This window comes from Streptomyces sp. NPDC007205, assembly GCF_040634095.1.
Classification (GTDB): Bacteria; Actinomycetota; Actinomycetes; order Streptomycetales; family Streptomycetaceae; genus Streptomyces.
This window is the reverse complement of record NZ_JBEYEW010000018.1, coordinates 129,677-151,823: the sequence shown is the minus strand read 5'-3', so window position 1 is coordinate 151,823 and position 22,147 is coordinate 129,677. Positions and strand designations below refer to the sequence as shown.

The following is a 22,147-nucleotide window of genomic DNA, read 5'->3' as shown; positions in this document are numbered from 1 at the left end:
CCTGAAGACAGGCCCCCTGGATGGCAATGCCGTGGGACGCGGCCGGGACATGCCCGCCCGCTTCTTTTCAACGGATCGGGTGGTAGGCCGAACGCGGGAGTGAATAACCGGGAGTGACGGAAGGGGCGCGTGTGGGTTCAGCCGATGGTGATCGAATCGAGCCTCTCGCGCAGGTACACATGCGAGTCGACCGGCGGGTACGCCACCCGGCCCAGCGGCGCCGGCACGGACTCCACCCGGGTGCCCGGGGTGCACTCGCCGAAGTACACGAGCGACATCAGCTCCTCGGCCGGCGCGTCGAGCGGCGGGGGCAGCACCCGGTGCCGCCCGGACCGCCACCGGTCACCCGTCCAGCGGGCCAGCAGGTCGCCGACGTTGATGGTGAACGCCTCCGGGTCGTACGGCGCGTCCTCCCAGCCCCCCGCGTCGGTGAAGATCTGCAGCCCGCCCTTCCCGGCCTGCCGGTCGAGGATGGTCACGGTCCCGAAGTCGGTGTGCGGCCCGATCCGGAACTGCCCCGGCAACGGCTCGCCGGTCACCTCCGTGCCCGGATACCAGTTGATGTTGAAGCCGTACGTCGGATGGCCCATGTGCCGCGAGAAGAAGTCGCGCTCCAGCCCCAGCGCGTAGCCCAGCAGCGACAGCAGCTCCTTCTCCAGGGCGGCCATCGCCGCCAGGTACTGCCTGCACAGCGTCCGCAGCGCGGGCACCTCGGCCGGCCACACGTTGGGCGCGTACCACTCCGCGTTGACGACGGGGTCCTCGAAGGGCTCGTCCGTCGCGAAGGTCAGCGACTCCTTCAGGTCGGGCGGGGTCTCGGTGCCCTCCGCGTACCCGTTGGCCTCGGCGCCGGGCCCGAGCCAGCCCCGGCCGCCGACCTTCGCCTCGTACGCCTGCTTCACCTCGACGGGCAGCAGGAAGAACTCCCGCGCGGCCGACCGGATCCCGGCCCGCAGCCCCGGCTCCACCCCGTGCCCGGTGACCAGCAGGAACCCGGCGGTCTGCAGCGCCTGGTCGACGGTACGGGCGAGGGCGGCGCGGGCCGGTTCACCACCACCCAGCCAGGGCCCCAGGTCGATGGTGGGGACACGTGCGCTACTCACCGATGTCCTGTCGTTCGTCCATGGCTTCACTGTGCTGGGTGGGGGAGTGCGGGGCAACGGGGCAGGCCAGGGCAGGGCGGGCCGGGGCAGGGCGGGCCGGGTGCCGCACCCGGCATCGGCCAGAACCCCCGCGGCGCTCAGCCCTGCGCCGACACCGCTCGCCAGATCCGTTCCGGCAACAGAACCGCCGCCTGGTCCAGGTCCACGTCCTCGATGCCGGACAGCCAGCGGCGGGCGATGGCGACGACCGGGCCGAGGATCAGTGACTCCAGCAGGGGGGCCGGAAGCGGAGCGAGGTCGCCGGAGTCCACGTACCGGTCCGCCCACTGCACGAGCGGGGAGAGACGGGCCTCCTGGGCGTCGCGCAGTCGCCTGCCGTCGGCCATGCCCTGGCGGTCGGCGTAGGAGGAGTGCAGGAGCAGCGCTGCCTCGCGGTGCTCCTGGACGAAGGCCAGGTAGGCACCGACCAGGGCTCGGATGCCCGTGTGGGCCGTACGTGTGCTCTCCAGCGCCTTGACCAGCTCGCCCAGCAGCCGCTCCAGCCAGCGCAGCAGCAGCGCGTTCAGCAGCCCGTCGACGCTGCCGAAGTGGTGGTACAGGCTGCCGAGGCTCACCCCGCTCGCCCGGGTGATCGCCGCGACCGTCAGCCCCTGCTCACCCGACTCTGCGTAGACCCGCAGCGCGGCGTCCAGGAGCTGTTCGACCGTGGCCTCGCCACGCTGCTGCTTCGGGCTCATACTGAAGTGCTTTTCTAGAAAGATATTTTAGTTCGGTGGGCTGTCGGCCACACTGGTTGCCTCATCCTCACATCCAGGAGCGGCTGGTGTCGTCACCCGAGAATCAAGGAATCCCCGAGATCCCCGTCTCCCTCACCCCGCAGCAGGCCGCCTCCGGGACGGTCCTCAGACTGCCGCCGGGCACGGGCGTACCGCCCGTCCGCATACCCCCGGTCCGTGACGGCGACGTCGTACGGCTGCGCACCGCCGACGGCGAGGTGCGGCTGCGGATCCGCGTCACGTCGGCCGCCGCCGGGGCGGGCTCCGGGAGGAAGCAGGGCCGCGCCTGTCTGGGCGTGCTCGGTGTCGTCGCCGTCGTCGTGTTACTCCTGGTGCTCACGAACCGGGGCGGCGGCAGTGACGACTCGTCCGGCGACACACTCAGCTCGTCGCCGTACTCACCGTCGTACCCGACCGCCACGGCGACCGACGAGCCGTACACCAGCGACCCGTACAGCAGCGACCCGTACAGCAGCACTCCGTACAGCAGCGCTCCGGACACCGGCGGCACCTACTCCAGCGACCCGTACGGCACCGACGGCCCCTACGACACCCCGAGCCCGGATCCGAGCCCCTACACCTCGGGCACCTGCCTCAACGGCACCCTGCCGGACTCCACCACCGCGCAGTCCGTCAGCGGTGTGGAGGAGGTCTCCTGCTCCGGGTCCGACGCGCACTACAAGGTGATCGAGACCATTCCGCTGACCTCGGACATGAGTCGCTGCAAGGACAACCCCCGGACCCAGTACGCCTTTTCCTCGCGCTACACGCTCAACGGGGCGACCGTCAACGAGTATGTGTACTGCCTGGTGGGCCTCGGTTCCTACGCACGCTGAAACAAGGGGAAAGAGTTGAACGGGGAACACAACGGGGTCGGGCCGCTCGAGGAGGACGATCCCCGGCGGATCGGGCCGATCCCGCTCGTCGGGCGGCTCGGGGCCGGCGGCATGGGGCGGGTCTACCTCGGTGTGCACGAGGGGCGGTACGCCGCCGTCAAGCAGGTCCTGCCGTCGGTCGTCGCCGAGGACAAGGACTTCGTCCGCCGCTTCGGACACGAACTGGACAACCTCTCCCGGCTGCCCGCCGGGGCCACCGCGCCGCTGCTCGCCGGGGACCGGGACGCCCGGCCGCCGTGGTTCGCCACCGCGTACGTCCCCGGGCTGACGCTGCGCGAGGCCGTCGAGGCGCACGGCGGGCCACTGCCGGCCGAGTCGCTGTGGCTGCTGCTGCGGGAGGCGGCGGCGGGGCTGGCCGCGGTGCACGGGCTCGACATGGTGCACCGGGACGTCAAGCCGTCCAACGTCATGCTGACCCTCGACGGGGTCACCCTCATCGACTTCGGGGTCGCACGGGCCGCCGAGCAGAGCCAGCTGACCCGGACCGGCATGGTGGTCGGCACCCCGGCCTACATGTCTCCCGAACAGGCTTCTGGCGCACGGCGGTTGACCGGCGCGGTGGACGTCTTCGCGCTCGGGTCCGTGGTGGCGTACGCGGGGTGCGGACGGCCGCCGTTCGGGGACGAGTCCGGGCACGGGGTGCTGTACCGGATCGTGCACGAACAGCCCGACCTGGAGGAACTGCGCGCGAGTGACCGAGAGTTGGCGTCGGTCATCACCTCCTGCCTGGACAAGGACCCCGAGGCCCGCCCCAGCGCGGCCGAGTTGCTGGAGCTGGCCACCGGGCACGTGCCTTCGTCCGATGCCCCGCTGTGGCCCGCTGCCCTCACCGGACGTCTCACCGCCCGCGCGGAGTTCGCGGCACAGGTGCCGAAGCCCCAGGGCGACGGGGCGGAGCCCGACGGCGCCGGGCACGAGCCCGAGATCGTCGTACGGCCCGGCGCACGGCGGCCCGAGCGGGAGCGGCGGCGTAGACGGGTGCTGGTGGCCGTCGTGCCGATCGTGGCCGGTGCCGGTGTCGCGACCCTCGCCTTCCAGCTGGCGCCGTACGCCACCGACACCCACCGCGACGGCGCCGCCGGCACACCGGGCGCCTCCGTCTCCGCGTCGGCCGTTCCCTCCCCCGGCGCCTCCTCGGCGAGCCCGGCCGGAACGCCCGGGAACGGCGGGAAGGACGGGAAGGACGGGAAAGGCGCGGGGGAGAAGCGCTCCGCCTCTCCGGCGAGCGGGGAGAAGGAGAAGAAGCGCGGGGACACGGGAGACGACGGGAGCCCGACCGCGGATCGGCAGAGTGGGGCGGACGGCTCCGGCAGCGGATCCGGCACCGGGAACGGTGCCGGCAGCGGCAGCGGCAGTGGCAGCGGCTCCGGATCCGGGCCCGGCAGCTCCGGAGGACCCAGCAGCTCCGGGGGATCCGGCAGTTCAGGAGGCTCCGGAGGTTCCGGTGGGTCCGGCGGCTCCGGCGGCTCCGGCGGCGGGAGTGTGTTCCGGTTGAAGAACGGTGAGAACGGCAAGTGCCTGGTCCAGGTCTACGGCTCCTCGGGCCTCGGCGCCTGCTCGGACTCCACGGCCCGCTGGACCTTCCGCAGTGCCACCGGCGGCAGCGTCAAGGTCGTCAACGTCTCGACCGGCTCCTGCCTGAGCGCCAACGGCAACGGCCAGGCGGTCTTCGTCGGCGACTGCTCGCAGGGCGGCAGCAATCTGCGCTGGACGACCGGCCACGGCAACTCCCTGCGCACGGTCTACGACGGCGGCTGCCTCGACCTCGCCTTCGGAGGCGGCGTGGCCGAGGCGAGCTGCCAGTCGGGGGCGTCCTCGCAGAGCTGGGCCCGGACGTGACGGTGCCGCCGCCGTAGGGGCTACCCGCTGACCATCGCGGTGATCGCCCGTACGGCCTCGGCCACCGGCTGGCCGACCGCTCCGACGGCGGCGGCGATCCCGGCGATCGCCCGCAGCGCCCGGTGCCGCTCCGGCGCGGGCACGGCGGCGTCGGGGCTGAGGGCGGGCAGGGACTCGTCCAGGAGCTGGGCGTCGGGCGCCGACACCTGGGCCCGCAGCCGGGCGATGAGCCCGTTCAGTTCGGCGAGGGCGGCGACCAGGGCCGGGTCCTGCTGCCCGGCTCCGGCGCCGCCCTGGTTCTTGACGATGCCCTGGTTGCCCTGGCCGCCGTACATGTTCACGTTGTCGCCGTAGTAGTAGTTGGTGCCGCTCATGCGCCGATCCCCACGTTTCCGCTGCCGCCGTACATGTTGACGTTGTCGCCGAAGTAGTAGTTCTTCGGCGAGACGGTGAGGCTCTCCACCGTCACCTTGAACTCGGTCTCCGGATGATCGATGGCGTAGGAGATCTGGCCGACGACCTGGTCCAGATAGCGCGGGTCCTGGCTGGTGACCAGCGCCGTGGACGCGCCCGAGGTCTCCACCGCGAGCACGTGGTGCGGTGCGGAGCCCAGGACCGAGATCATGTCGATGAGGAAGTAGATCTCGGCGAAGAGGGCCACGATCCAGACGAAGGTGACATAGCCCGCGGCACCGGAGTTCTGCCCTCCGCCGGCGGTGAGGGCGGGCAGGCCGGGCAGCATCGCGATGAACCCGACGGCCAGCGTCCCCGCGGTGTACCGCAGGAACCTCAGCACCGCCTCCTTGCGCTTGGGGCGCAGGACGAAGGTGTAGACGCGGGCGATGTTCGCCAGCGGGTACACCGCCGCGCCGATCCACAGGATCCGCTTGTTGACCCGGAGATCGACCCGGTCCGGTGCCTGCTGCGCGGGCGGCGCGGGGACGTCCGGCATGAGCGGAGCCGTGGCGGGCGCGGTGGGCGGGGCCGCAGGCGCCGCAGGGGCGGCCTGTGCGGCCTGTGCGGCCGGCGGATCCTGGGCCGGAGGTTCGGGTGGCTGGCCGGTCTGCATCTGCTTCTGTCCCCCAGAGGTCAGGCGATCCCTCGCAACTCGGTGACCACCATTAACAACATCGCCGGTGGGGGATGGCAAGTCGTCGTGGGTCACGAAGTGGCGCCGGACGGCGAGAAGTTGACGGCTGCTCAGTCACCTGCCCGTATCGGCGGCGCCGATGACCCCATCGGCAGCGCCCCGCACCAGCGCGTGGAACCCGGCCGGTGTCCGGCCCTAGCGTCGGTGTCATGACCCCGGAACTCAAGGGCACCGCCCAGCTGACCACCGCCATGATGCTCTCCGGCACCCTCGGCGTCTTCGTCGTCGAGTCGGGAGCCCCGCCCTTCGACGTCGTCTTCTTCCGCGTCCTGTTCGGCGCCCTCGCCCTCGGCGGCTATGTCGCCGCCCGCGGCTGGCTGCGCGACCACGGCTTCACCCCGCGCACCCTCGGACTCGCCGTGCTCGGCGGGGTGTTCATCGTCTTCAACTGGGTGCTGCTCTTCCAGTCGTACAAGAACACGTCCATCTCCGTGGCCACGGTCGTCTACCACACCCAGCCGTTCTACGTGGTCCTCCTCGGCGCCCTGCTGTTCCGCGAACGGCTCACCGCCGCCAAGGCCGGCTGGATCGGCGTCGCCTTCGCCGGGCTGATCCTGGTCTCGGGCGTCACACCCGGCGACTTCGCGAGGGGCGGGTCGTATCTGACCGGCATCGGCCAGGCCCTCGCCGCCGCCCTGCTCTACGGCCTGTCCACCCTGGTCACCAAGCGGATCACCGGTGTGCGCCCGCATCTGATCGCCCTCGTCCAGGTCCTGGTCGGCATCCCGCTGCTGCTGCCCTTCGCGGACTTCGGCGCCATGAGCGGCACCGGCTGGGGCTGGGGCTGGCTCGCCGGGCTCGGTCTGATCCACACCGGCGTGATGTACGTCCTCATGTACGCCGCGTACGCCAAGCTGCCGACCTCGAAGATCGCCGTGCTCGCCTTCGTCTACCCGGCCGTGGCGATGGTCATGGACTGGGCGGTGTACGGCCACCACATCGGGCTCGTGCAGGCGCTGGGCGTCCCGCTGATCGTGACCGCGAGCCTCAAGGTCACGCTTGCTCGGCCACGAGTTTCCGCGCCTGCTCCACGAACAGCCGCGCATGCGCCGGAAGCCGCTTCCCGGCCCGCCACGCCAGTTGCGTCCGAAGCGTGAACGGAGGCTCCCAGCCGAGCCGTACGAGAGAGCCCTCCGCGAGTTCGGCGGCGACCGTCACCTCGGGCAGCAGCGCGACCCCGAGGCCGGCCGCCGCCGCGCGCTTGGTGGCCTCGATGGTGCCGAACTCCAGGAAGTCCACGGGGTTCAGTGTCGTCAGCGTCCGCTCGAACAGGTCCCGGTAGGCGCAGCCCGGCTCGGTGGCCAGCAGGGGCTGCGCGGTCAGCCCGGCCGTCGTGACCGCCGCACCGGCCAGGGCGTGCCCGGGCGCCGCCACCAGGGCCAGCGGCTCCACCGTGAGCACCGCGGTCTCCAGGCCCGGGTGCTCGGTCTCCTCCTCCATCAGGAACCCGACGTCGTAGGTGCCCTGACGCAGCGCCTGCCGGGTCTCGTCGCCGATGGTGGTGCGCAGCGCGAGCCGCACCTTGGGATGGCGGTGGTGGAAGTACTCCAGCAGCGGCGGCAGCCGGTAGGAGGTCAGGGACTCCATCGTGCCGACGGTCAGAGTGCCGGACGGCTCCTCCGGCTCGACGACCACCGCCCGGGCCTCCTCGGTCAGCTCGATGATCTGCCGGGCGTACGGCAGCAGCCGCTTGCCGGCCTCGGTGAGCCGGATCCGGCTGCCGAGCCGGTCGAACAGCTCCACCCCGAGGGAGGCCTCCAGGGTGCGGATCTGACCGGTCACGCTGGACTGGGCGTACGCCAGGTCGGCCGCGGCCCGGGTGAAGCTCAGTACCGTGGCGACCTTCTCGAAGGTGACGAGCAGCCGGAGTTCCATCACGTGTCCCGGTCGTCCTTGCCCAGGGACCTGAGGAACTCGGGGTTGTCGTCGGGCGCGACCCAGGCGGGTGCCGCGCCGTCGGCCGGGGCGTGCCGCACCCGGCCGGTGATCAGCCAGGCGACCGGGCCGACCAGCACCTCGCCGAAGAGCAGGATGATGACCACCCACACCACCTTCGGCAGATGCCGCACCTCTTCCTCGGGGGTGTTCAGGCAGTCCACGAAGGCGTAGATCCACAGAGCCAGGACCAGCAGGAACGGCAGATACCTGAGCATGGCGTGCGATCCCCCGACGAAGTGAGACGGGCCCGGTGACCGGGCCAGAGTAGCGGGTGGTCACGAGGGACACCTTCATGATCGCTGCCTGTCGACGACCGGGGGAGAGGCGGCCGCGATGAAGACAGGCGCCCGCAGCAGCCGGCCTCGCCGGTGTCCGGCATGCGGCAGGGTCCGCCGCGAAGGACCCGTGCATCGCCGTGGACGGCGTGAGCCGGGCGCTGCGCGAGGCCGCCGCGCGCGACGGGCACGACCTGCTCGTCACCTACGGCCGCCGGCCCGCCGCCGAGGTTACGCTCTCGGCCTCGGTACGGCAGACCGACACGACTGGGCGCGGTCGGCGTCGGAGTCCACGCCCACCACCTGGACGCCCTTGGCCGCCAAATGCCGCCGGATCCGGGCGGGGCAGGGGTGGGCGCAGGGATGAAGCGGTAGGTCGGCGATACTTGACCGCATGGCTTACGACGATCTTCGCTCCCTGCTGCGGGCGCTGGAGCGCGAGGGCGACCTCAAGCGCATCAAGGCCGAGGTCGACCCGTATCTGGAAGTCGGGGAGATCGTCGACCGGGTGCAGAAGTCCGGCGGCCCGGCCCTGCTCTTCGAGAACGTGAAGGGCTCGGCGATGCCCCTCGCGATGAACGTCTTCGGCACCGACCGCCGCCTGCTGAAGGCGCTCGGCCTGAAGTCGTACGGCGAGATCTCCGAGAAGATCGGCGGGCTGCTGCGGCCCGAGCTGCCGCACGGCTTCGTCGGCGTGCGTGAGGCGTTCGGCAAACTCGGCGCGATGACGCACGTGCCGCCGAAGAAGGTCAAATCCGACAGCGCCCCGGTCCAGGAGGTCGTGCTGCACGGCGACGAGGTGGACCTCGACCGGCTCCCGGCGCTGTTCACCTGGCCCAAGGACGGCGGCTCCTTCTTCAACCTGGGGCTCACGCACACCAAGGACCCGGAGACGGGCATCCGCAACCTCGGGCTCTACCGCCTCCAGCGCCACGACAAGCGCACCATCGGCATGCACTGGCAGATCCACAAGGACAGCCGCAACCACTACCAGGTGGCCGCGCGCCGGGGCGAGCGGCTGCCCGTCGCCATCGCCTTCGGCTGCCCCCCGGCCGTCACCTACGCCTCCACCGCCCCGCTCCCCGGCGACATCGACGAGTACCTCTTCGCCGGTTTCATCGCGGGCAAGCGGATCGAGATGGTCGACTGCAAGACGGTGCCCCTGCAGGTGCCGGCTCAGGCCGAGGTCGTCCTGGAGGGCTGGCTGGAGCCCGGCGAGATGCTCCCCGAGGGCCCCTTCGGTGACCACACCGGCTTCTACACCCCGCAGGAACCGTTCCCCGCGCTGAAGATCGACTGCGTGACGATGCGCAGGCGCCCGCTGCTCCAGTCGATCGTCGTGGGCCGCCCGCCCACGGAGGACGGCCCGCTGGGCAGGGCGACGGAGCGCTTCTTCCTCCCGCTCCTCAAGATCATCGTCCCGGACATCGTGGACTACCACCTGCCCGAGGCCGGCGGCTTCCACAACTGCGCGATCGTCTCGATCGACAAGAAGTACCCGAAGCACGCGCAGAAGGTGATGCACGCGGTCTGGGGGGCACACATGATGTCCCTGACCAAACTGATCGTGGTCGTGGACTCCGACTGCGACGTGCACGATCTGCACGAGGTCGCCTGGCGGGCCCTCGGCAACACCGACTACGCCCGTGACCTCACGGTCGTCGAAGGCCCCGTCGACCACCTCGACCACGCCTCCTACCAGCAGTTCTGGGGCGGCAAAGCGGGGATCGACGCCACGAGGAAGTGGCCGGAGGAGGGCTACACACGCGACGGCGGCTGGCCGGACATGGTGGAGTCAGACCCGGATACGGCGGCCCTGGTGGACCGCCGCTGGAAGGAGTACGGGCTGTGAGCAGCGCCTCCGCAGCGATCCCCCAGCCGGGACGCACGAAAGCCTTCCTGCGCCTGGTGATGATCGAGCATTCGGTCTTCGCGCTGCCCTTCGCCTACATCGCCTCCCTCACGGCGATGTACGAGTGGGACAGGAGCATCCACTGGGTCCGGCTGCTCCTGGTCACCGTCTGCATGGTGGGCCTGCGCACGTTCGCGATGGCGGTCAACCGGATCATCGACCGCGAGATCGACGCCCGTAACCCCCGCACGGCGCACCGGGAACTGGTGACCGGCGCGATGTCGGTCCGGCACGCCTGGACCGGCGCCCTGATCGCCCTGGTGGTCTTCCTCGGCGCGGCGGCCCTGCTCAACCCGCTGTGCCTGGCCCTCGCCCCGGTCGCGGTCATCCCGATGGTGGTCTACCCCTACGGCAAGCGGTTCACGAACTTCCCGCAGGCCATCCTCGGCCTGGCCCAGTCCATGGGCCCCGTCGGCGGCTGGCTCGCGATCTCCGGTTCCTGGAACTGGGACGCGGCGATCCTCGGCCTCGCCGTCGGCGTCTGGATCGGCGGCTTCGACCTCATCTACGCCTGCCAGGACGTCGAGACCGACCGCGAGACCGGCGTCATGTCGGTCCCGGCCCGCTTCGGCATCCCGGCCGCGATCTGGGGCGCGCGGGCCTGCCACACGCTGACGACGGCCCTGTTCGTCTGGTACGGCGTCGTCACCGGCGCGGGTTCCTTCTTCTGGCTGGGTCTGCTGATCGTCGCCGGCGCCTTCCTCTACGAACACCGCATCGTGCGCCCGCATGACCTGTCCCGCCTCAACAGGGCGTTCTTCAGCGTCAACGGGTTCATCGGGATTGCCCTGTTCGGGTGTGCGCTGCTGGATCTCCTGGTTCGAGGTCTGACCGTCTGAATAGCGTGCGGCCTACCATCGAGTGCAGACAGAGGGAGGCCGACGTGTCCGTCTCGGACAGTGATCGCCTGCACTCGCAGCTCGCCCGGTACGAGGACATGTTCCGCGGGTACCGGACGGAGATTGTCGAGGGCAACATCGTGACGAGTCCGCTCAGGCCGTTCCACAACGAGACGATCGTGCGGCTGTGGACGCAGCTCGAACCCCAGCTGGGCTCTGAGCGGGGTTTCATCAGCGACGTGGCGATCCCGTTCAGTGACGACTTCGAGTTCTGCCCCGATCTCGCGGTCATCCCCGAAGCCGAGAGAAGCCGCAATTTCACCTCCTATCCGCCCGACCTGGTGGAACTGGCCGTCGAGGTGGTTTCTCCGAGCAGCGTCCGCAACGACTACGAGGTCAAGAACAAGCAGTACGCGGCTCGCGGCATCCCGGACTACCTGATCTTCGATCCTCGTACGGGACACCTGGTCACGCTCTGGAATCCCGGCCCGGACGGGTACCTGGGCCGGGACACACTGCCGTACGGGGGCAAGCTGACCGTGGAGACGAAGCTCGGAAGCCTCACTGTCGACACCTCTCGCCTCCCCGTCGACCCCAAGGCGCCCGACCCGGCCTGAGCACACGCCGACCCACCGGTACGCTCAAGGTGTGAACGCAGGAGAAACGCAGCGCGTGCCTTGGATCGTGGGGGTGTCCGGTGCTTCCGGAACGCCGTATGCGGCAGCCGTGCTGCGGGCGCTGCTGGGGGCGGGCGAGGCGGTCGACCTGGTGGTCAGCCGGGCCTCGCGGCTGACGCTGCTGGACGAGACGGGCATCTCGTTCCGGGACGCCCACTGGCACGACGACCTGCGGGACTGGCTGGCCCGGGGCGCCGACGGCAAGCCCGGGACCTTCGACGTGGACGTCAGCGCGGTGCGGTACTGGAGCGCCGGCGACCTCGCCGCCGGTCCGTCCTCGGGGTCGTACCCGGCGAAGGGGATGCTCATCGTGCCCGCCTCCACCGCCTGTGTGGCCGGTGTGGCGCTCGGACTGTCCAAGGACCTGTTGCAGCGCGCGGCGAGCGTCACCCTGAAGGAGCGCCGGACGCTGGTCGTCTCGGTGCGGGAGACGCCCCTGAACGGGCAGACCCTGCGCCACCTGGTCGCCCTGGACGACGCCGGTGCCACCGTCGTACCGGCCTCGCCCGCCTTCTACGCGGGTGCCACCCACATCCAGGACCTGGTGGACTTCGTCGCCGGGCGGGTGCTGGACGCGGCGGGCGTGGAGCACGGCCTGTACCGGCGGTGGAAGGGCGAACTCGGCGGCGGCACACCGAGCTAGTTCAGCAAGCACGTACCTCTCTTCAACTTCGGACCTCTTCAGCGGAAGGCTTCGATCGCATGGACGCGGTGGACAGGCAGCTCATCCAGGCCCTGAGGGAGAACGGCCGGGCCTCGTACGCGGAGCTGGGGCGCCTCGTCGGCCTGTCGGGACCCAGCGTCACCGACCGCATCAACCGGCTGGAGGCGGCCGGTGTCATCACCGGGTACCGCGCCACGGTGAACGCGGCCTCGCTCGGTCTCGGTGTGACCGCCCTGATCGGGATCTCGCTCTCCGACGCCGCCGACCACGAGGACGTCGCGCAGCGGCTGCGGGACCTGCCGGAGATCGAGGACTGCTGGTTCATCGCCGGCGACGACTCCTACATGCTCAAGGTCCGCTCCTCGGACGTCGACGGTCTGGAGAAGACCATCCGCCGGCTCAGCGGTACCAAGGGCGTCTCCCGGACCCGTACCACCATCGTGCTGTCCACGAAGTGGGAGAACCGGGTCGGGGAGCTGCCCGAAGAGGTCTAGGGATACCGTTGGCCGCGCTGTCGTAGAAAGGTGTTGGCATGGACGTCGGTCTCAAGCGCGAGCTGGAGGAGAAGGTCCGCTCCGGTGAGCGGCTGACCCGCGAGGACGGCATCGCGCTGTACGAGTCGGACGACCTGGCATGGCTCGGCGGCCTGGCGCACGAGGTCCGGACCCGCAAGAACGGTGACGTGGTCCACTTCAACGTCAACCGGCACCTGAACATGACCAACGTGTGCACGGCCTCCTGCGCCTACTGCTCGTTCCAGCGCAAGCCGGGCGAGAAGGACGCGTACACGATGCGCATCGAGGAGGCCGTGAAGCTCGCCAAGGGGATGGAGTCGGAGAGCCTCACCGAGCTGCACATCGTCAACGGTCTGCATCCGAACCTGCCGTGGCGCTACTACCCGCGTTCGCTCAGGGAGCTGAAGCAGGCCCTCCCGAACGTCTCCCTGAAGGCCTTCACGGCGACGGAGATCCATCACTTCGAGACGATCAGCGGTCTGTCCGCCTCGGAGATCCTGGACGAGCTGATCGACGCGGGTCTGGAGTCGCTGACCGGCGGCGGTGCCGAGATCTTCGACTGGGAGGTCCGGCAGCACATCGTGGACCACCGCACCCACTGGGAGGACTGGTCCCGCATCCACCGCCTGGCGCACGAGAAGGGTCTGAAGACCCCGTGCACCATGCTCTACGGCCACATCGAGGAGCCCCGCCACCGCGTCGACCACGTCCTCCGTCTGCGCGAACTCCAGGACGAGACGAACGGCTTCCAGGTCTTCATCCCGCTGCGCTACCAGCACGACTTCGTGGACATGAAGGACGGCAAGATCCGCAACCGCCTTCAGGCCCGCACCCGGATGGCGACCGGCGCGGAGGCCCTGAAGACCTTCGCCGTCTCCCGGCTGCTCTTCGACAACGTCCCGCACGTGAAGGTCTTCTGGGTCATGCACGGCGTGCAGACCGCACAGCTGGCCCTGCAGCACGGCGCGGACGACATGGACGGCTCGGTCGTCGAGTACAAGATCACTCACGACGCCGATAACTTCGGTACGCCGAACAAGCTCACCCGTGAGGACCTGCTGGAGCTGATCCGCGACGCCGGCTTCCGCCCGGTGGAGCGGAACACGCGCTACGAGATCATCCGCGAGTACGACGGCCCCGACCCGGCGCGCCGCGAGTCCCCCCAGCCGATGCGGGTCTGACTTTTCCGGCGGGCAGACGACATGGATCCGAGGCCCCACGGCGGGTACTCGGACTCCATGCCCACCACCCGAGCCCCCGAGGACGCCTACACGGCGGAGCCCTTCGTGCCGGAGGGCGCCGGTCTCGCCGAGCTTCGCGAGGCCGCAGCGGACTGCCGTGGCTGCCCCCTGCACGGCCCCGCCACCCAGACGGTCTTCGGCACGGGCAACGCGCACGCGCGCGTGATGCTTGTCGGCGAGCAGCCCGGCGACCAGGAGGACCGTCAGGGCAGACCCTTCGTCGGCCCCGCCGGCAAGCTGCTCGACAGGGCGCTGGAGGAAGCCGGCATAGACCCGGCGGACGCGTACGTCACCAACGCCGTCAAGCACTTCAAGTTCACCCAGGCGGAACCCCGCAAGCGCCGGATCCACAAGGCGCCGAGCCTGCGGGAGATGACCGCGTGCGGGCCCTGGCTCGCGGCGGAGCTGGCGCTGGTCGAGCCCGAACTGATCGTGGTGCTCGGCGCGACGGCCGGGAAGGCGCTGCTGGGGTCGTCGTTCCGGGTGGGCGAGGTGCGCGGGACCGTACTGGAGCGGGAGATCCACGGCCGGCCCGAGCGGCTGGTGCCGACCGTGCATCCGTCGTCGGTGCTGCGGGCGCAGGACGACGCGGACAGGAAGGCCGCGTACCAGGGGCTCGTGGCCGACCTGAAGGTGGCCGCACGCGCCCTCGGGTGACGGATGACCCCGGGTAATAAGTAAAGTGGCGCCATGCCGCTTACCTTCACCCTTGATCCCGCCATCACCCCCGCCCTGCGCGACGGCATCCTCGACCTGTGGACGGACGTCTCCAACGCGGGCGGCGCCGTGGGCTTCGTGCCGCCGGTGAGCCGGGAGGACGTCCGGCCCGAGCTGGTGCACCACTTCGTGGCCATGGCCGAGGGCCGTCACCGGCTGCTCGTCGGGTGTGACGAGACGGGTGAGCCGGCCGCGACCGCCTTCTTCTCCTTCAACACCCACCGGCTCCAGAAACACTGGGTGTGGCTGTACACGGTGATGGTCCACCCGAGGCACCAGGGCAAGGGGTACGGCCGCGACCTGCTGGCTGCCGCCGCGGACGCGGCCCGCACCTTCGACGGCATCGACGCGATACGGCTGACCTGCCGGGGCGGCCTCGGCCTGGAGCGGTTCTACGGCTCCTGCGGCTACAAGGAGGTCGGCCGGGTGCCGGACGCCATCCGGGTGGCGCCCGGCGACGACCGCGACGACGTGATCATGCTGCTGCCCCTGAACTGACGCTCCCCGGCCCACCCCCCTGCAAGATCCCTTCCCGGTCGTGCTTCACTGGACGATGACCCCTTTTGGAATCGGACGAGTGGATTGAGATGCTCCGCTACACGCTGATGCGCCTCGGCGTCTTCGCCGGCTGCCTCGTGGTCGTCTGGGGAGCCGTCTACTCCGGCATCTTCCCGCGCGGTTTCGGCGACTCCAACTTCCTCTGGGTGCTGCTGCTGTCGCTGGTGCTGTCGGCGCCGATCAGCTGGGTGGTGCTGCGCAAGGAGCGGGAGCGGGCCTCGGTCCGGATCGTCGACAAGGTCGACCGGATGAAGACCAACCTGGACGCCAACCGCAGCCAGGAGGACCTCGCCGACGACACCGCGAGGGCGCAGGGCGGGGCAGCCGCGTCCAACTAGTCTTGCCCCCATGGGTGGGGCGAAGACAAAACGGATGCCGCGTGCGGTGCGTGAGCAGCAGATGCTCGACGCCGCCGTGCGGATCTTCGGCCAACGCGGCTACATGGCCGCCTCGATGGACGAGATCGCCGAACTCGCGGGCGTCTCCAAGCCGTTGGTCTATCTGTACCTGAACTCCAAGGAAGACCTCTTCACCGCCTGCATCCGGCGCGAGGCCGCCGCCCTGACGGAGGCCGTCCGCGCCGGGGTCCGCACGGACCTGCCCGCCGACCAGCAGCTCTGGGACGGGCTCAAGGCCTTCTTCGCGCACACCGCCGAGCACCCCGACGCCTGGTCGGTGCTGCATCTGCAGGCCCGTACGCACGGGGAGCCCTTCACGGGTGAGGTCGCCGCGATGCGCGAGGAGATCGTCGCGTTCGTGACCCGGCTGGTCGCCGTCGCCGCACGGGAGGCCCACCGCGATCCCGACCTCGCCGAACACGAGGTGGCGGGCCTCGCCGAGGCGCTGGTCGGCGCGGCGGAATCGCTGGCCGCGTGGGCCAACGGCACGCCCGGCATCACCGCCCGGGAGGCCGCGGCCACCTTGATGAACTTCGCCTGGTCGGGGATGGGCAACCTGATGCGGGGACGCCCCTGGGTTCCGCCGACTGAGGCCTAGGCCGCGCCCAGGAACGGCGACGCACCCCTACGGCGCCTGGTCGCCTCTCCCCCCTGCTGCTTACTCCGAAGTAAGGTTACCGCCGGTAAGGGTATGTCGGGCGCAGAAGCAGCGGAAGGTGAACCCCCCTCACATAACCCCCGAGGCTGCACATCCCTGGCTCCGGACCATCCCCGGACTCGCACAATCCCCTCACAGCCGAGCCGTACGATCACCTGCCTAACCAGCGGTAACCCCTTTCTCCGTATCTATGAGGGTCCACCGCAGGTGCACGCACGCCACAGGAGCCGCTCGTGTCCACGCCGTACCCGACAACCCCCGTCTCCGCCACCGACTACGACGGCCGCCCGGTCCTCGTGGAGCCCTGGGTCCAGCGGCTGGACGGCGCCGTGCGCGAGGTGTCCGTACCGCCGTTCACATCCCCGCACAAACACGGCTCCCTCGCCGACCTGCCCTTCGAGAACGCGGAGTCCGCGCCCGCCGCGACCGTGCTCAGCCGCAAGCTGCCCGACGGCCGCTGGACGGACATGACGGCCGCGCACTTCGCCGAGCAGGTGCTCGCGGTGGCCAAGGGACTGATCGCCGAGGGCCTGGTGCCGGGCGACCGCATCGCCGTCATGGCCCGTACGCGCTACGAGTGGACGCTGCTGGACTTCGCCGCCTGGGCCGCAGGCCTGGTCACCGTGCCGGTCTACCCCACCTCATCGGTCTTCCAGACCCGCTGGATCCTGCACGACTCCGGCGCCGTCGCCCTGATCACCGAGACCACCGCCCAGGCCTCCGCCATCGGCCCCGAACTCCAGCACCTGCCCGATCTGCGCCACCTGTGGGTGATGGACAAGGAGCACGTGACCCGGCTCTCCGAGGCCGGCGCACAGGTACCGGACGGCGAAGTCGCCGTACGGCGCGGCATGCTGGGCCCCGACACCCTCGCCACACTCATCTACACCTCCGGCACCACCGGCCGCCCCAAAGGCTGCGCCCTCTCGCACGGCAACTTCTTCGCCGAGGTCGACAACGCCATCGAACTGCTCCACCCGGTCTTCAGGGCCCAGGGCGAGGAGCCCTCGGTCCTCCTCTTCCTGCCGATGTCCCACGTCTTCGGGCGCATGGTGGCCATCGCCTGCGTCCGGGCCCGGGTCCGCCTCGGCCACGCGCCGAGCCTGGCCGCCGAGGACCTGCTGCCGGACCTGGCGGCCTTCAGGCCGACCGCGCTGCTGACCATCCCGTACATGCTGGAGAAGGTCTACAACTCGGCCCGCGCGAACGCCGAGTCCGGCGGCCGGATCGCCGTCTTCGACCGGGCCGCCGCCGTCGCCCGGCGCTACGGCGAGGCGCTGGAGGCCCGGCAGACCGGCACCGGCAGCGGCCCGAGCCGCTCCCTGAAGACGGCCCGCGGCTTCTACGACCCGCTCGTCTACCGCAAGATCCGCTCCGCCATGGGCGGTCGCGTCCGGCACGCCATCTGCGGCGGCTCCCCGCTCGGCCGGCGCCTCGCCGCGTTCTACGCCGGCGCCGGCATCGAGATCTTCGAGGGTTACGGCCTGACGGAGACCACCGGCGCCACGACCGTCACCCCACCCCTCAAACCCCGCCTGGGGACGGTCGGCTGGCCGCTCCCCGGAACCCGGATCCGCATCGCGGCGGACGGCGAGATCCTCGTCGCCGGCGACCACGTGCTGCGCGGCTACTGGGACCCCCAGGCCGGCGGAGTCGTGCCCGCGACCAGGGACGGCTGGCTGCCCACCGGCGACCTCGGCGAACTGGACGACGAGGGCTATCTCACCATCACCGGCCGCAAGAAGGAGCTGCTGATCACGGCGGGCGGCAAGTCGGTGGCCCCGGCCCCGCTGGAGAACTGGCTGCGCCAGCACCCGCTGATCTCCCAGGTGATGCTGGTCGGCGACGGCCGGCCCTACGTCGCCGCGCTGATCACACTCGACCCCGACGGCATCACCCACTGGCGGCAGATGATCGGCAAGCACCCGGTGCCGCCGGAACTCCTCGTCGGGGACACCGAGCTGGAGGCCGTCCTGCAGCGCGCGATCGACGAGGCCAACAAGCTGGTGTCCCGCCCCGAGTCCATCCGCCGCTTCGCCGTGCTGCCCGTGGACTTCACCGAGGCGGCCGGCCATCTGACGCCGTCCATGAAACTCCGCCGTGAGGCGATCACGCGGGACTTCTCCCGCGAGGTGGAGAGCCTGTACGCAAGCTGAGGCCTCACGCCTGCGCGGGGGCGACCAGCGCGCGCTCCCAGTGCTGGGTGTCGGCGTACTCGCGCATGCTGACGATCTTCCCGTCCCGGACGCGGAAGACACCGCTGTTCTTCTGCTGGTACGGCCTGCCGGTGCGGCCCGTCGCCCAGGAGTCCCACTCGACGAACACCTGCTCGCCCTCGCCGAAGAGGTTGGTGACCCGCAGGCCGATCTCCCGGTCGGGGTCGAGATGGGCGAAGGCGGTCGCGAGGAACCCGTTGACCACCTGGTCCCGGCCCTGCCAGGTGCCGGAGATCGGGAGGTCTCCGGCGTACCAGGAACTGCCGTCCTCGGCCCATGCGTTCCAGACCGCGTCCTGATCGCCCGCCGCCAGCGCGTCGAAGTAACCCCGCACCACGTCCTTGGCGTCCATGCCCTTGCCTCTCCTCGTACCGAGCGGCTTTTCCGCCCGGCATCAAGTCAAGCCGCCGGGACGGCACAGACCAAGAAGCGATCGACGCACGCAGCGATCAGTGATCGTGATCGATCGGGGATCGTGAACGGTCGGCACCCGCTCCTCGCCGATCCCACCTCGGTCCGGACGCTCGGCGGGGCGGGGAGCGGGTTGCCGCCTGGGTCGATCGCGGCCCGCCATCGATCCTCGTACGGTCCTGACAGCCAGTCAATCCTTGGGTTTTCTCGATAACCCCAAGTGTTAGCTTGGGTCTTGTGACCCTCGAAGACCTCCGTGTGTTCGTGGCCGTGTGCCGCGCCGGCAGCCTCAGTTCCGTCGCACGGGACCTCGGCTGCACCCAGTCCGCCGTCAGTCAGCACGTGAAGCGGCTGGAGAAGGAGACCGGGGTCGCGTTGCTGGATCGGCAACCGCGGGGCGTGGTCCCCACGCAGGCCGGGCGGATCCTGGAAGCGGCGGCGGCCGAGGGCATATCCGGCCTCGACCTCGCGGTACGGCAGCTGCGCGACCTCATCGACGGCCACAGCGGACACGTCCGCGTCGCCACCGGCGCCACCACCGTCCGGCACTTCATGTCCGACGCGGTGGTCACCTTCCGCCGCCGTCACCCCAAGGTCAACCTGGAGTTCCGGACGGTCAGTTCGGGACGCGGCACCTTCGACGCCCTGGCCGACGGCACCCTCGACCTGGCGTGGATCACCGTCGGCCCCCGGGTCCGCGGCATCGAGCAGCGGACGGTCGCGGAACTGCCCTGGCTGCTCGCCCTCCGCGCCGACGACCCCCTCGCCGGACGGCCGGATCTCGACCCCGCCGAACTGGCCGACGTACGCCTCATCCGGCTGCCCCCCAACTCCACCTCCGCGGGCCACCTGGACGCGGCCTGTGCCGAGCTGGGCGTGCGGTTCGCCTACGACACGAGCGTCGCCGACTGGGACACGGCGCTGCTGCTGGCCGAGCTGGGGGTGGGCCGGGCGGTCGTACCCGCCGTACCAGGACTGCCGGTACCGGGGGAGGGCGACCTACGGCTGGTCCCGCTGCGGGGCCTGCGCCCCCTCCCGGTCGGCTGGGCCGTCCGCCGCTGGGACGCCCTCAGCCCTCCGGCACGGGCCTTCGCGGACACGGTCGCCGCCGCCCGCTGAGCGAGAGCTCCGCCCAGACCGTCTTGCCGACGGTGCGCGGCGCGACGCCCCAACGGGCCGACAGCACCAGTACGACCACGAGTCCGCGCCCGTGCTCGTCCTCCGGCCCGCCGTCCAGGAACCGCAGCTCCTTGTCTCCTCGGGCGTCACTCACCTCGATACGCAAGGTGTCCCTCGCGGGCAGGAGCCGGAGCCGCAGCTCGAAGTCCCGGCCCGGCACACGACCGTGGGTGACGGCGTTCGCCGCGAGCTCGGCGACGAGGAGCTGAGCGGTGCAGTTCGGGTCGCTGTCGTGCGGGTATCCCCAGGTGGCGAGCTGGTGGCCGGTGAGACGCCGGGCCAGCCGGGCGCCGAGGGCAGTGGCACTGAGCCGTTGGCTGAGCTCATGTGCGGGGGTGGAGATTTGCGGATTCACGTGACAGAGCGTCGTCACTTCTCCCTACTCTGACCAGGGGAGACCCGGCGACTGAGCGTAGTCGTACGGGTGCGTCTGGTTTGCGTACGAGCAGTCGGAGGGTGGAGTGACGGAGGAGCGGGAGCGGCGGCCGGAGACGCCTGCTGAGGAGAGCGGGGCGGTGGGGGTCTTCGCGGCGGTGGGCAGGCAGTTGAAGCTGTTGAGGGAGCGGGCGGGGCTGAACCAACGGGAGTTCGGGAGCCTGGTGAGCTACGGCCCCGATCAGGTCTCGGCGATGGAGAGGGGGGTGCGGGTGCCGAGGCCGGAGTTCTTGCGGCAGGCGGATGAAATCCTCGGCGCAGAGGGGCTGTTGAAAGTGGTCATTCCTGAGGTGGAGGAGGCGATGACCAAGGCGCGGACGCGGCATCCGGAGTGGTATCGGAGTTACGCCGCCTTGGAGGCGGAGGCGGTCTCCCTGCACGACTACAGCACCATGGGCATGCTCGGGCTGCTTCAGACCGAGGCTTACTCAAGGGCGGTGTTCACGCAGAGGCACCCGCCTCTGGACGAGGCGACCATCGAGAAGCGGGTGGCGGACAGGCTCTCGCGCCAACAGATCTTTGAACAGTGGCCGCCACCGGAGTTCAGTTTCGTCATGGAACAGGCCGTACTGGAACGGCCAATCGGCGGCCCGAAGGTGCACAGGGAGCAGCTCTGTCAGCTGTTAAGGATCGGTCGCATGCGAAATGTGCAGGTACAGGTGATGCCGACGGGGCGTGCGGAACATCCCTCACTTGGCGGCTCTTTCACCTTGCTGATCCCCAAGGGTCGGGGGCAGGTTGGGTACATGGAGGCTCAGGGGTACCCGAAGTTGATCACCGACCGCGAAGAGGTCCGCATCCTCGCTGCTCGCTATGGGATCATCCGGGCTCAGGCCCTCAACCCGCACGAGTCCCTGGACCTGATCGAGAAGATGCTGGAAGAGCGATGACCATAGAGCAGTTGAGCTGGTTCAAGTCGAGCTACAGCGACGGTGAAGGCGGTCAGTGCCTCGAACTTGCCTATGCCTGGCGCAAGTCCACCCACAGTGACGGCGAAGGCGGCGACTGCCTGGAGATGGCCGCCCACCCCACCGCCATCCACATCCGTGACTCGAAGCAACCCGCCGCCCCTCACCTCACCCTCACCCCCTCCGCCTGGTCAGCCTTTCTTCTGGGCGAGAAGGAACGCCTGGCCCGCTGACTCCTCCAGCGCGGTGTCCCGTTCGCGCACGGTGCTGGAGCGGAGGACGAAACCGCCGTCGGCCAGCAGCCCCGCCATGAACTCGGGACGACGCCGCTCGAAGTCCAGGGTCACCGGACGCCCCCACGGCTGAGCCAGCCGGCGCGGCTCGTCTCCCGTCTGGAAGGCGAGCAGGAGATGACCGCCAGGAGCCAGCACACGCGAGAACTCGGCGAAGAGGCGAGGGAGTTCGGCCACAGGTGTGTGGATGCTGGAGTACCAGGAGACGGCCCCGGCGAGGGAACCGTCGTCAAACGGCAGCTCCAGCATCGACCCCTGCTCGAACCGCAGGGCGGGATACTCGCGGCGGGCGATGGCGAGCATCGACTCGGAGAGGTCGAGGCCGGAGACGGACAACCCCAGGTCGGCGAGGTGGGCTGCGACGGCCCCGGGCCCGCAACCGAGGTCGGCCACCAGCCCGTCCGGACCGACCATTTCGGCGTACGCGGCGAGCAGCGCCCGCTCCAGCGGCCTGGCGGCGAGCGGATTCCGGAAGTGGCCGGCGTAGTCCTCGGCGACCGTGTCGTAGAAGGTGCGGGTGGCGGTGAGGAAGTCATCGGTGTCGGTCAT

At 70.3% G+C, this 22,147-nt stretch carries 25 protein-coding genes and 1 pseudogene; 17 read left to right on the top strand and 9 right to left on the bottom strand.

Translation table 11 applies throughout. The annotated features are described in order from the left end of the window. Nucleotides 1-137: 137 nt before the first annotated feature. Nucleotides 138-1,103, bottom strand: coding sequence for a 2-oxoglutarate and iron-dependent oxygenase domain-containing protein (locus tag ABZ624_RS27295; RefSeq protein ID WP_360094207.1), 966 nt, complete (start codon nucleotides 1,101-1,103; stop codon nucleotides 138-140). Between the two features lie 137 nt (nucleotides 1,104-1,240). Continuing rightward, nucleotides 1,241-1,840: a TetR/AcrR family transcriptional regulator gene (locus ABZ624_RS27290; protein ID WP_360094204.1), complete on the bottom strand. Its 600-nt coding sequence runs from the start codon at nucleotides 1,838-1,840 to the stop codon at nucleotides 1,241-1,243. Nucleotides 1,841-1,926: 86 nt separating this feature from the next. Here ABZ624_RS27290 and ABZ624_RS27285 point away from each other — a divergent pair, with 86 nt between their 5' ends. After that, nucleotides 1,927-2,715, top strand: a complete 789-nt coding sequence (locus ABZ624_RS27285; RefSeq protein WP_360094201.1) for a hypothetical protein — start codon at nucleotides 1,927-1,929, stop codon at nucleotides 2,713-2,715. Nucleotides 2,716-2,730: 15 nt separating this feature from the next. Further along, nucleotides 2,731-4,614 (top strand): protein kinase, encoded by a 1,884-nt coding sequence (locus ABZ624_RS27280; protein ID WP_360094198.1) that lies wholly within the window; start codon nucleotides 2,731-2,733, stop codon nucleotides 4,612-4,614. A 20-nt stretch (nucleotides 4,615-4,634) separates the two neighbouring features. On the opposite strand, the gene ABZ624_RS27275 is transcribed toward ABZ624_RS27280, so the two are convergent. Then, complete coding sequence (locus tag ABZ624_RS27275; RefSeq protein ID WP_360094195.1) at nucleotides 4,635-4,988, bottom strand: hypothetical protein; 354 nt, start codon at nucleotides 4,986-4,988, stop codon at nucleotides 4,635-4,637. After that, a complete protein-coding gene (locus ABZ624_RS27270; RefSeq protein WP_360094192.1) occupies nucleotides 4,985-5,683 on the bottom strand; it encodes a DUF6232 family protein in 699 nt (232 codons plus the stop codon). Before ABZ624_RS27270 ends, ABZ624_RS27275 begins: the two co-directional genes overlap by 4 nt. A 230-nt stretch (nucleotides 5,684-5,913) precedes the next feature. On the opposite strand from ABZ624_RS27270, the gene ABZ624_RS27265 reads away from it, so the two are divergent. Beyond that, entirely contained in the window at nucleotides 5,914-6,861 is a 948-nt protein-coding gene (locus ABZ624_RS27265) for a DMT family transporter (protein WP_360094189.1), read from the top strand. Here the strand turns inward: ABZ624_RS27265 and ABZ624_RS27260 are convergent. Both ABZ624_RS27260 and ABZ624_RS27255 read right to left on the bottom strand, forming a co-directional pair. Continuing rightward, the gene (locus ABZ624_RS27260; protein ID WP_360094240.1) at nucleotides 6,758-7,639 is read right to left on the bottom strand and encodes a LysR family transcriptional regulator; all 882 of its coding nucleotides are present in this window, start codon (nucleotides 7,637-7,639) and stop codon (nucleotides 6,758-6,760) included. The genes ABZ624_RS27265 and ABZ624_RS27260 overlap by 104 nt on opposite strands. Before the next feature lie 23 nt (nucleotides 7,640-7,662). Then, nucleotides 7,663-7,917 (bottom strand): annotated as a pseudogene (locus ABZ624_RS27255) (PLD nuclease N-terminal domain-containing protein); the annotation flags it as partial. 454 nt (nucleotides 7,918-8,371) lie between these two features. Here ABZ624_RS27255 and ABZ624_RS27250 point away from each other — a divergent pair. The 11 genes from ABZ624_RS27250 to ABZ624_RS27200 all read left to right on the top strand — a co-directional run bounded on the left by ABZ624_RS27250 (nucleotide 8,372) and on the right by ABZ624_RS27200 (nucleotide 18,312). Further along, the gene (locus ABZ624_RS27250) at nucleotides 8,372-9,829 is read left to right on the top strand and encodes a menaquinone biosynthesis decarboxylase (protein WP_360094186.1); all 1,458 of its coding nucleotides are present in this window, start codon (nucleotides 8,372-8,374) and stop codon (nucleotides 9,827-9,829) included. After that, the gene (gene mqnP, locus ABZ624_RS27245; RefSeq protein WP_360094183.1) at nucleotides 9,826-10,728 is read left to right on the top strand and encodes a menaquinone biosynthesis prenyltransferase MqnP; all 903 of its coding nucleotides are present in this window, start codon (nucleotides 9,826-9,828) and stop codon (nucleotides 10,726-10,728) included. Before ABZ624_RS27250 ends, mqnP begins: the two co-directional genes overlap by 4 nt. Nucleotides 10,729-10,772: 44 nt before the next feature. Next, the gene (locus tag ABZ624_RS27240) at nucleotides 10,773-11,345 is read left to right on the top strand and encodes a Uma2 family endonuclease (RefSeq protein ID WP_360094180.1); all 573 of its coding nucleotides are present in this window, start codon (nucleotides 10,773-10,775) and stop codon (nucleotides 11,343-11,345) included. A 55-nt stretch (nucleotides 11,346-11,400) separates the two neighbouring features. Further along, on the top strand, nucleotides 11,401-12,048 hold the full coding sequence (locus ABZ624_RS27235; protein ID WP_360094237.1) for a UbiX family flavin prenyltransferase: 648 nt from the start codon (nucleotides 11,401-11,403) through the stop codon (nucleotides 12,046-12,048). Between the two features lie 59 nt (nucleotides 12,049-12,107). Continuing rightward, nucleotides 12,108-12,563 carry an Lrp/AsnC family transcriptional regulator gene (locus ABZ624_RS27230; protein ID WP_351246214.1) on the top strand — a complete coding sequence of 152 codons (456 nt, stop codon included), beginning with the start codon at nucleotides 12,108-12,110 and terminating at the stop codon, nucleotides 12,561-12,563. 38 nt (nucleotides 12,564-12,601) lie between these two features. Further along, on the top strand, nucleotides 12,602-13,765 hold the full coding sequence (mqnE, locus tag ABZ624_RS27225) for an aminofutalosine synthase MqnE (protein ID WP_360094177.1): 1,164 nt from the start codon (nucleotides 12,602-12,604) through the stop codon (nucleotides 13,763-13,765). Nucleotides 13,766-13,822: 57 nt separating this feature from the next. Further along, nucleotides 13,823-14,482 carry a UdgX family uracil-DNA binding protein gene (locus ABZ624_RS27220; protein WP_360094174.1) on the top strand — a complete coding sequence of 220 codons (660 nt, stop codon included), beginning with the start codon at nucleotides 13,823-13,825 and terminating at the stop codon, nucleotides 14,480-14,482. A gap of 33 nt (nucleotides 14,483-14,515) precedes the next feature. Beyond that, nucleotides 14,516-15,040 (top strand): GNAT family N-acetyltransferase, encoded by a 525-nt coding sequence (locus tag ABZ624_RS27215; RefSeq protein ID WP_360094171.1) that lies wholly within the window; start codon nucleotides 14,516-14,518, stop codon nucleotides 15,038-15,040. An 89-nt stretch (nucleotides 15,041-15,129) separates the two neighbouring features. Continuing rightward, nucleotides 15,130-15,438 (top strand): DUF4229 domain-containing protein, encoded by a 309-nt coding sequence (locus ABZ624_RS27210; protein ID WP_360094168.1) that lies wholly within the window; start codon nucleotides 15,130-15,132, stop codon nucleotides 15,436-15,438. Nucleotides 15,439-15,448: 10 nt separating this feature from the next. Continuing rightward, entirely contained in the window at nucleotides 15,449-16,096 is a 648-nt protein-coding gene (locus ABZ624_RS27205) for a TetR/AcrR family transcriptional regulator (protein WP_360094165.1), read from the top strand. 293 nt (nucleotides 16,097-16,389) lie between these two features. Next, on the top strand, nucleotides 16,390-18,312 hold the full coding sequence (locus tag ABZ624_RS27200; RefSeq protein ID WP_360094157.1) for a long-chain fatty acid--CoA ligase: 1,923 nt from the start codon (nucleotides 16,390-16,392) through the stop codon (nucleotides 18,310-18,312). A gap of 4 nt (nucleotides 18,313-18,316) precedes the next feature. Here ABZ624_RS27200 and ABZ624_RS27195 read toward each other — a convergent pair whose 3' ends face one another. After that, the gene (locus ABZ624_RS27195; protein ID WP_360094154.1) at nucleotides 18,317-18,724 is read right to left on the bottom strand and encodes a nuclear transport factor 2 family protein; all 408 of its coding nucleotides are present in this window, start codon (nucleotides 18,722-18,724) and stop codon (nucleotides 18,317-18,319) included. Nucleotides 18,725-19,020: 296 nt separating this feature from the next. On the opposite strand from ABZ624_RS27195, the gene ABZ624_RS27190 reads away from it, so the two are divergent. Then, complete coding sequence (locus ABZ624_RS27190) at nucleotides 19,021-19,902, top strand: LysR family transcriptional regulator (RefSeq protein ID WP_360094151.1); 882 nt, start codon at nucleotides 19,021-19,023, stop codon at nucleotides 19,900-19,902. Here ABZ624_RS27190 and ABZ624_RS27185 read toward each other — a convergent pair. After that, entirely contained in the window at nucleotides 19,853-20,317 is a 465-nt protein-coding gene (locus ABZ624_RS27185) for an ATP-binding protein (RefSeq protein WP_360094148.1), read from the bottom strand. The genes ABZ624_RS27190 and ABZ624_RS27185 overlap by 50 nt on opposite strands. A 106-nt stretch (nucleotides 20,318-20,423) precedes the next feature. On the opposite strand from ABZ624_RS27185, the gene ABZ624_RS27180 reads away from it, so the two are divergent. Beyond that, nucleotides 20,424-21,287: a helix-turn-helix transcriptional regulator gene (locus ABZ624_RS27180; RefSeq protein WP_360094145.1), complete on the top strand. Its 864-nt coding sequence runs from the start codon at nucleotides 20,424-20,426 to the stop codon at nucleotides 21,285-21,287. After that, nucleotides 21,284-21,538: a DUF397 domain-containing protein gene (locus tag ABZ624_RS27175; protein ID WP_360094142.1), complete on the top strand. Its 255-nt coding sequence runs from the start codon at nucleotides 21,284-21,286 to the stop codon at nucleotides 21,536-21,538. Before ABZ624_RS27180 ends, ABZ624_RS27175 begins: the two co-directional genes overlap by 4 nt. On the opposite strand, the gene ABZ624_RS27170 is transcribed toward ABZ624_RS27175, so the two are convergent. Further along, on the bottom strand, nucleotides 21,497-22,147 hold the full coding sequence (locus ABZ624_RS27170) for a methyltransferase domain-containing protein (protein ID WP_360094139.1): 651 nt from the start codon (nucleotides 22,145-22,147) through the stop codon (nucleotides 21,497-21,499). The two genes, ABZ624_RS27175 and ABZ624_RS27170, sit on opposite strands and share 42 nt — an antisense overlap.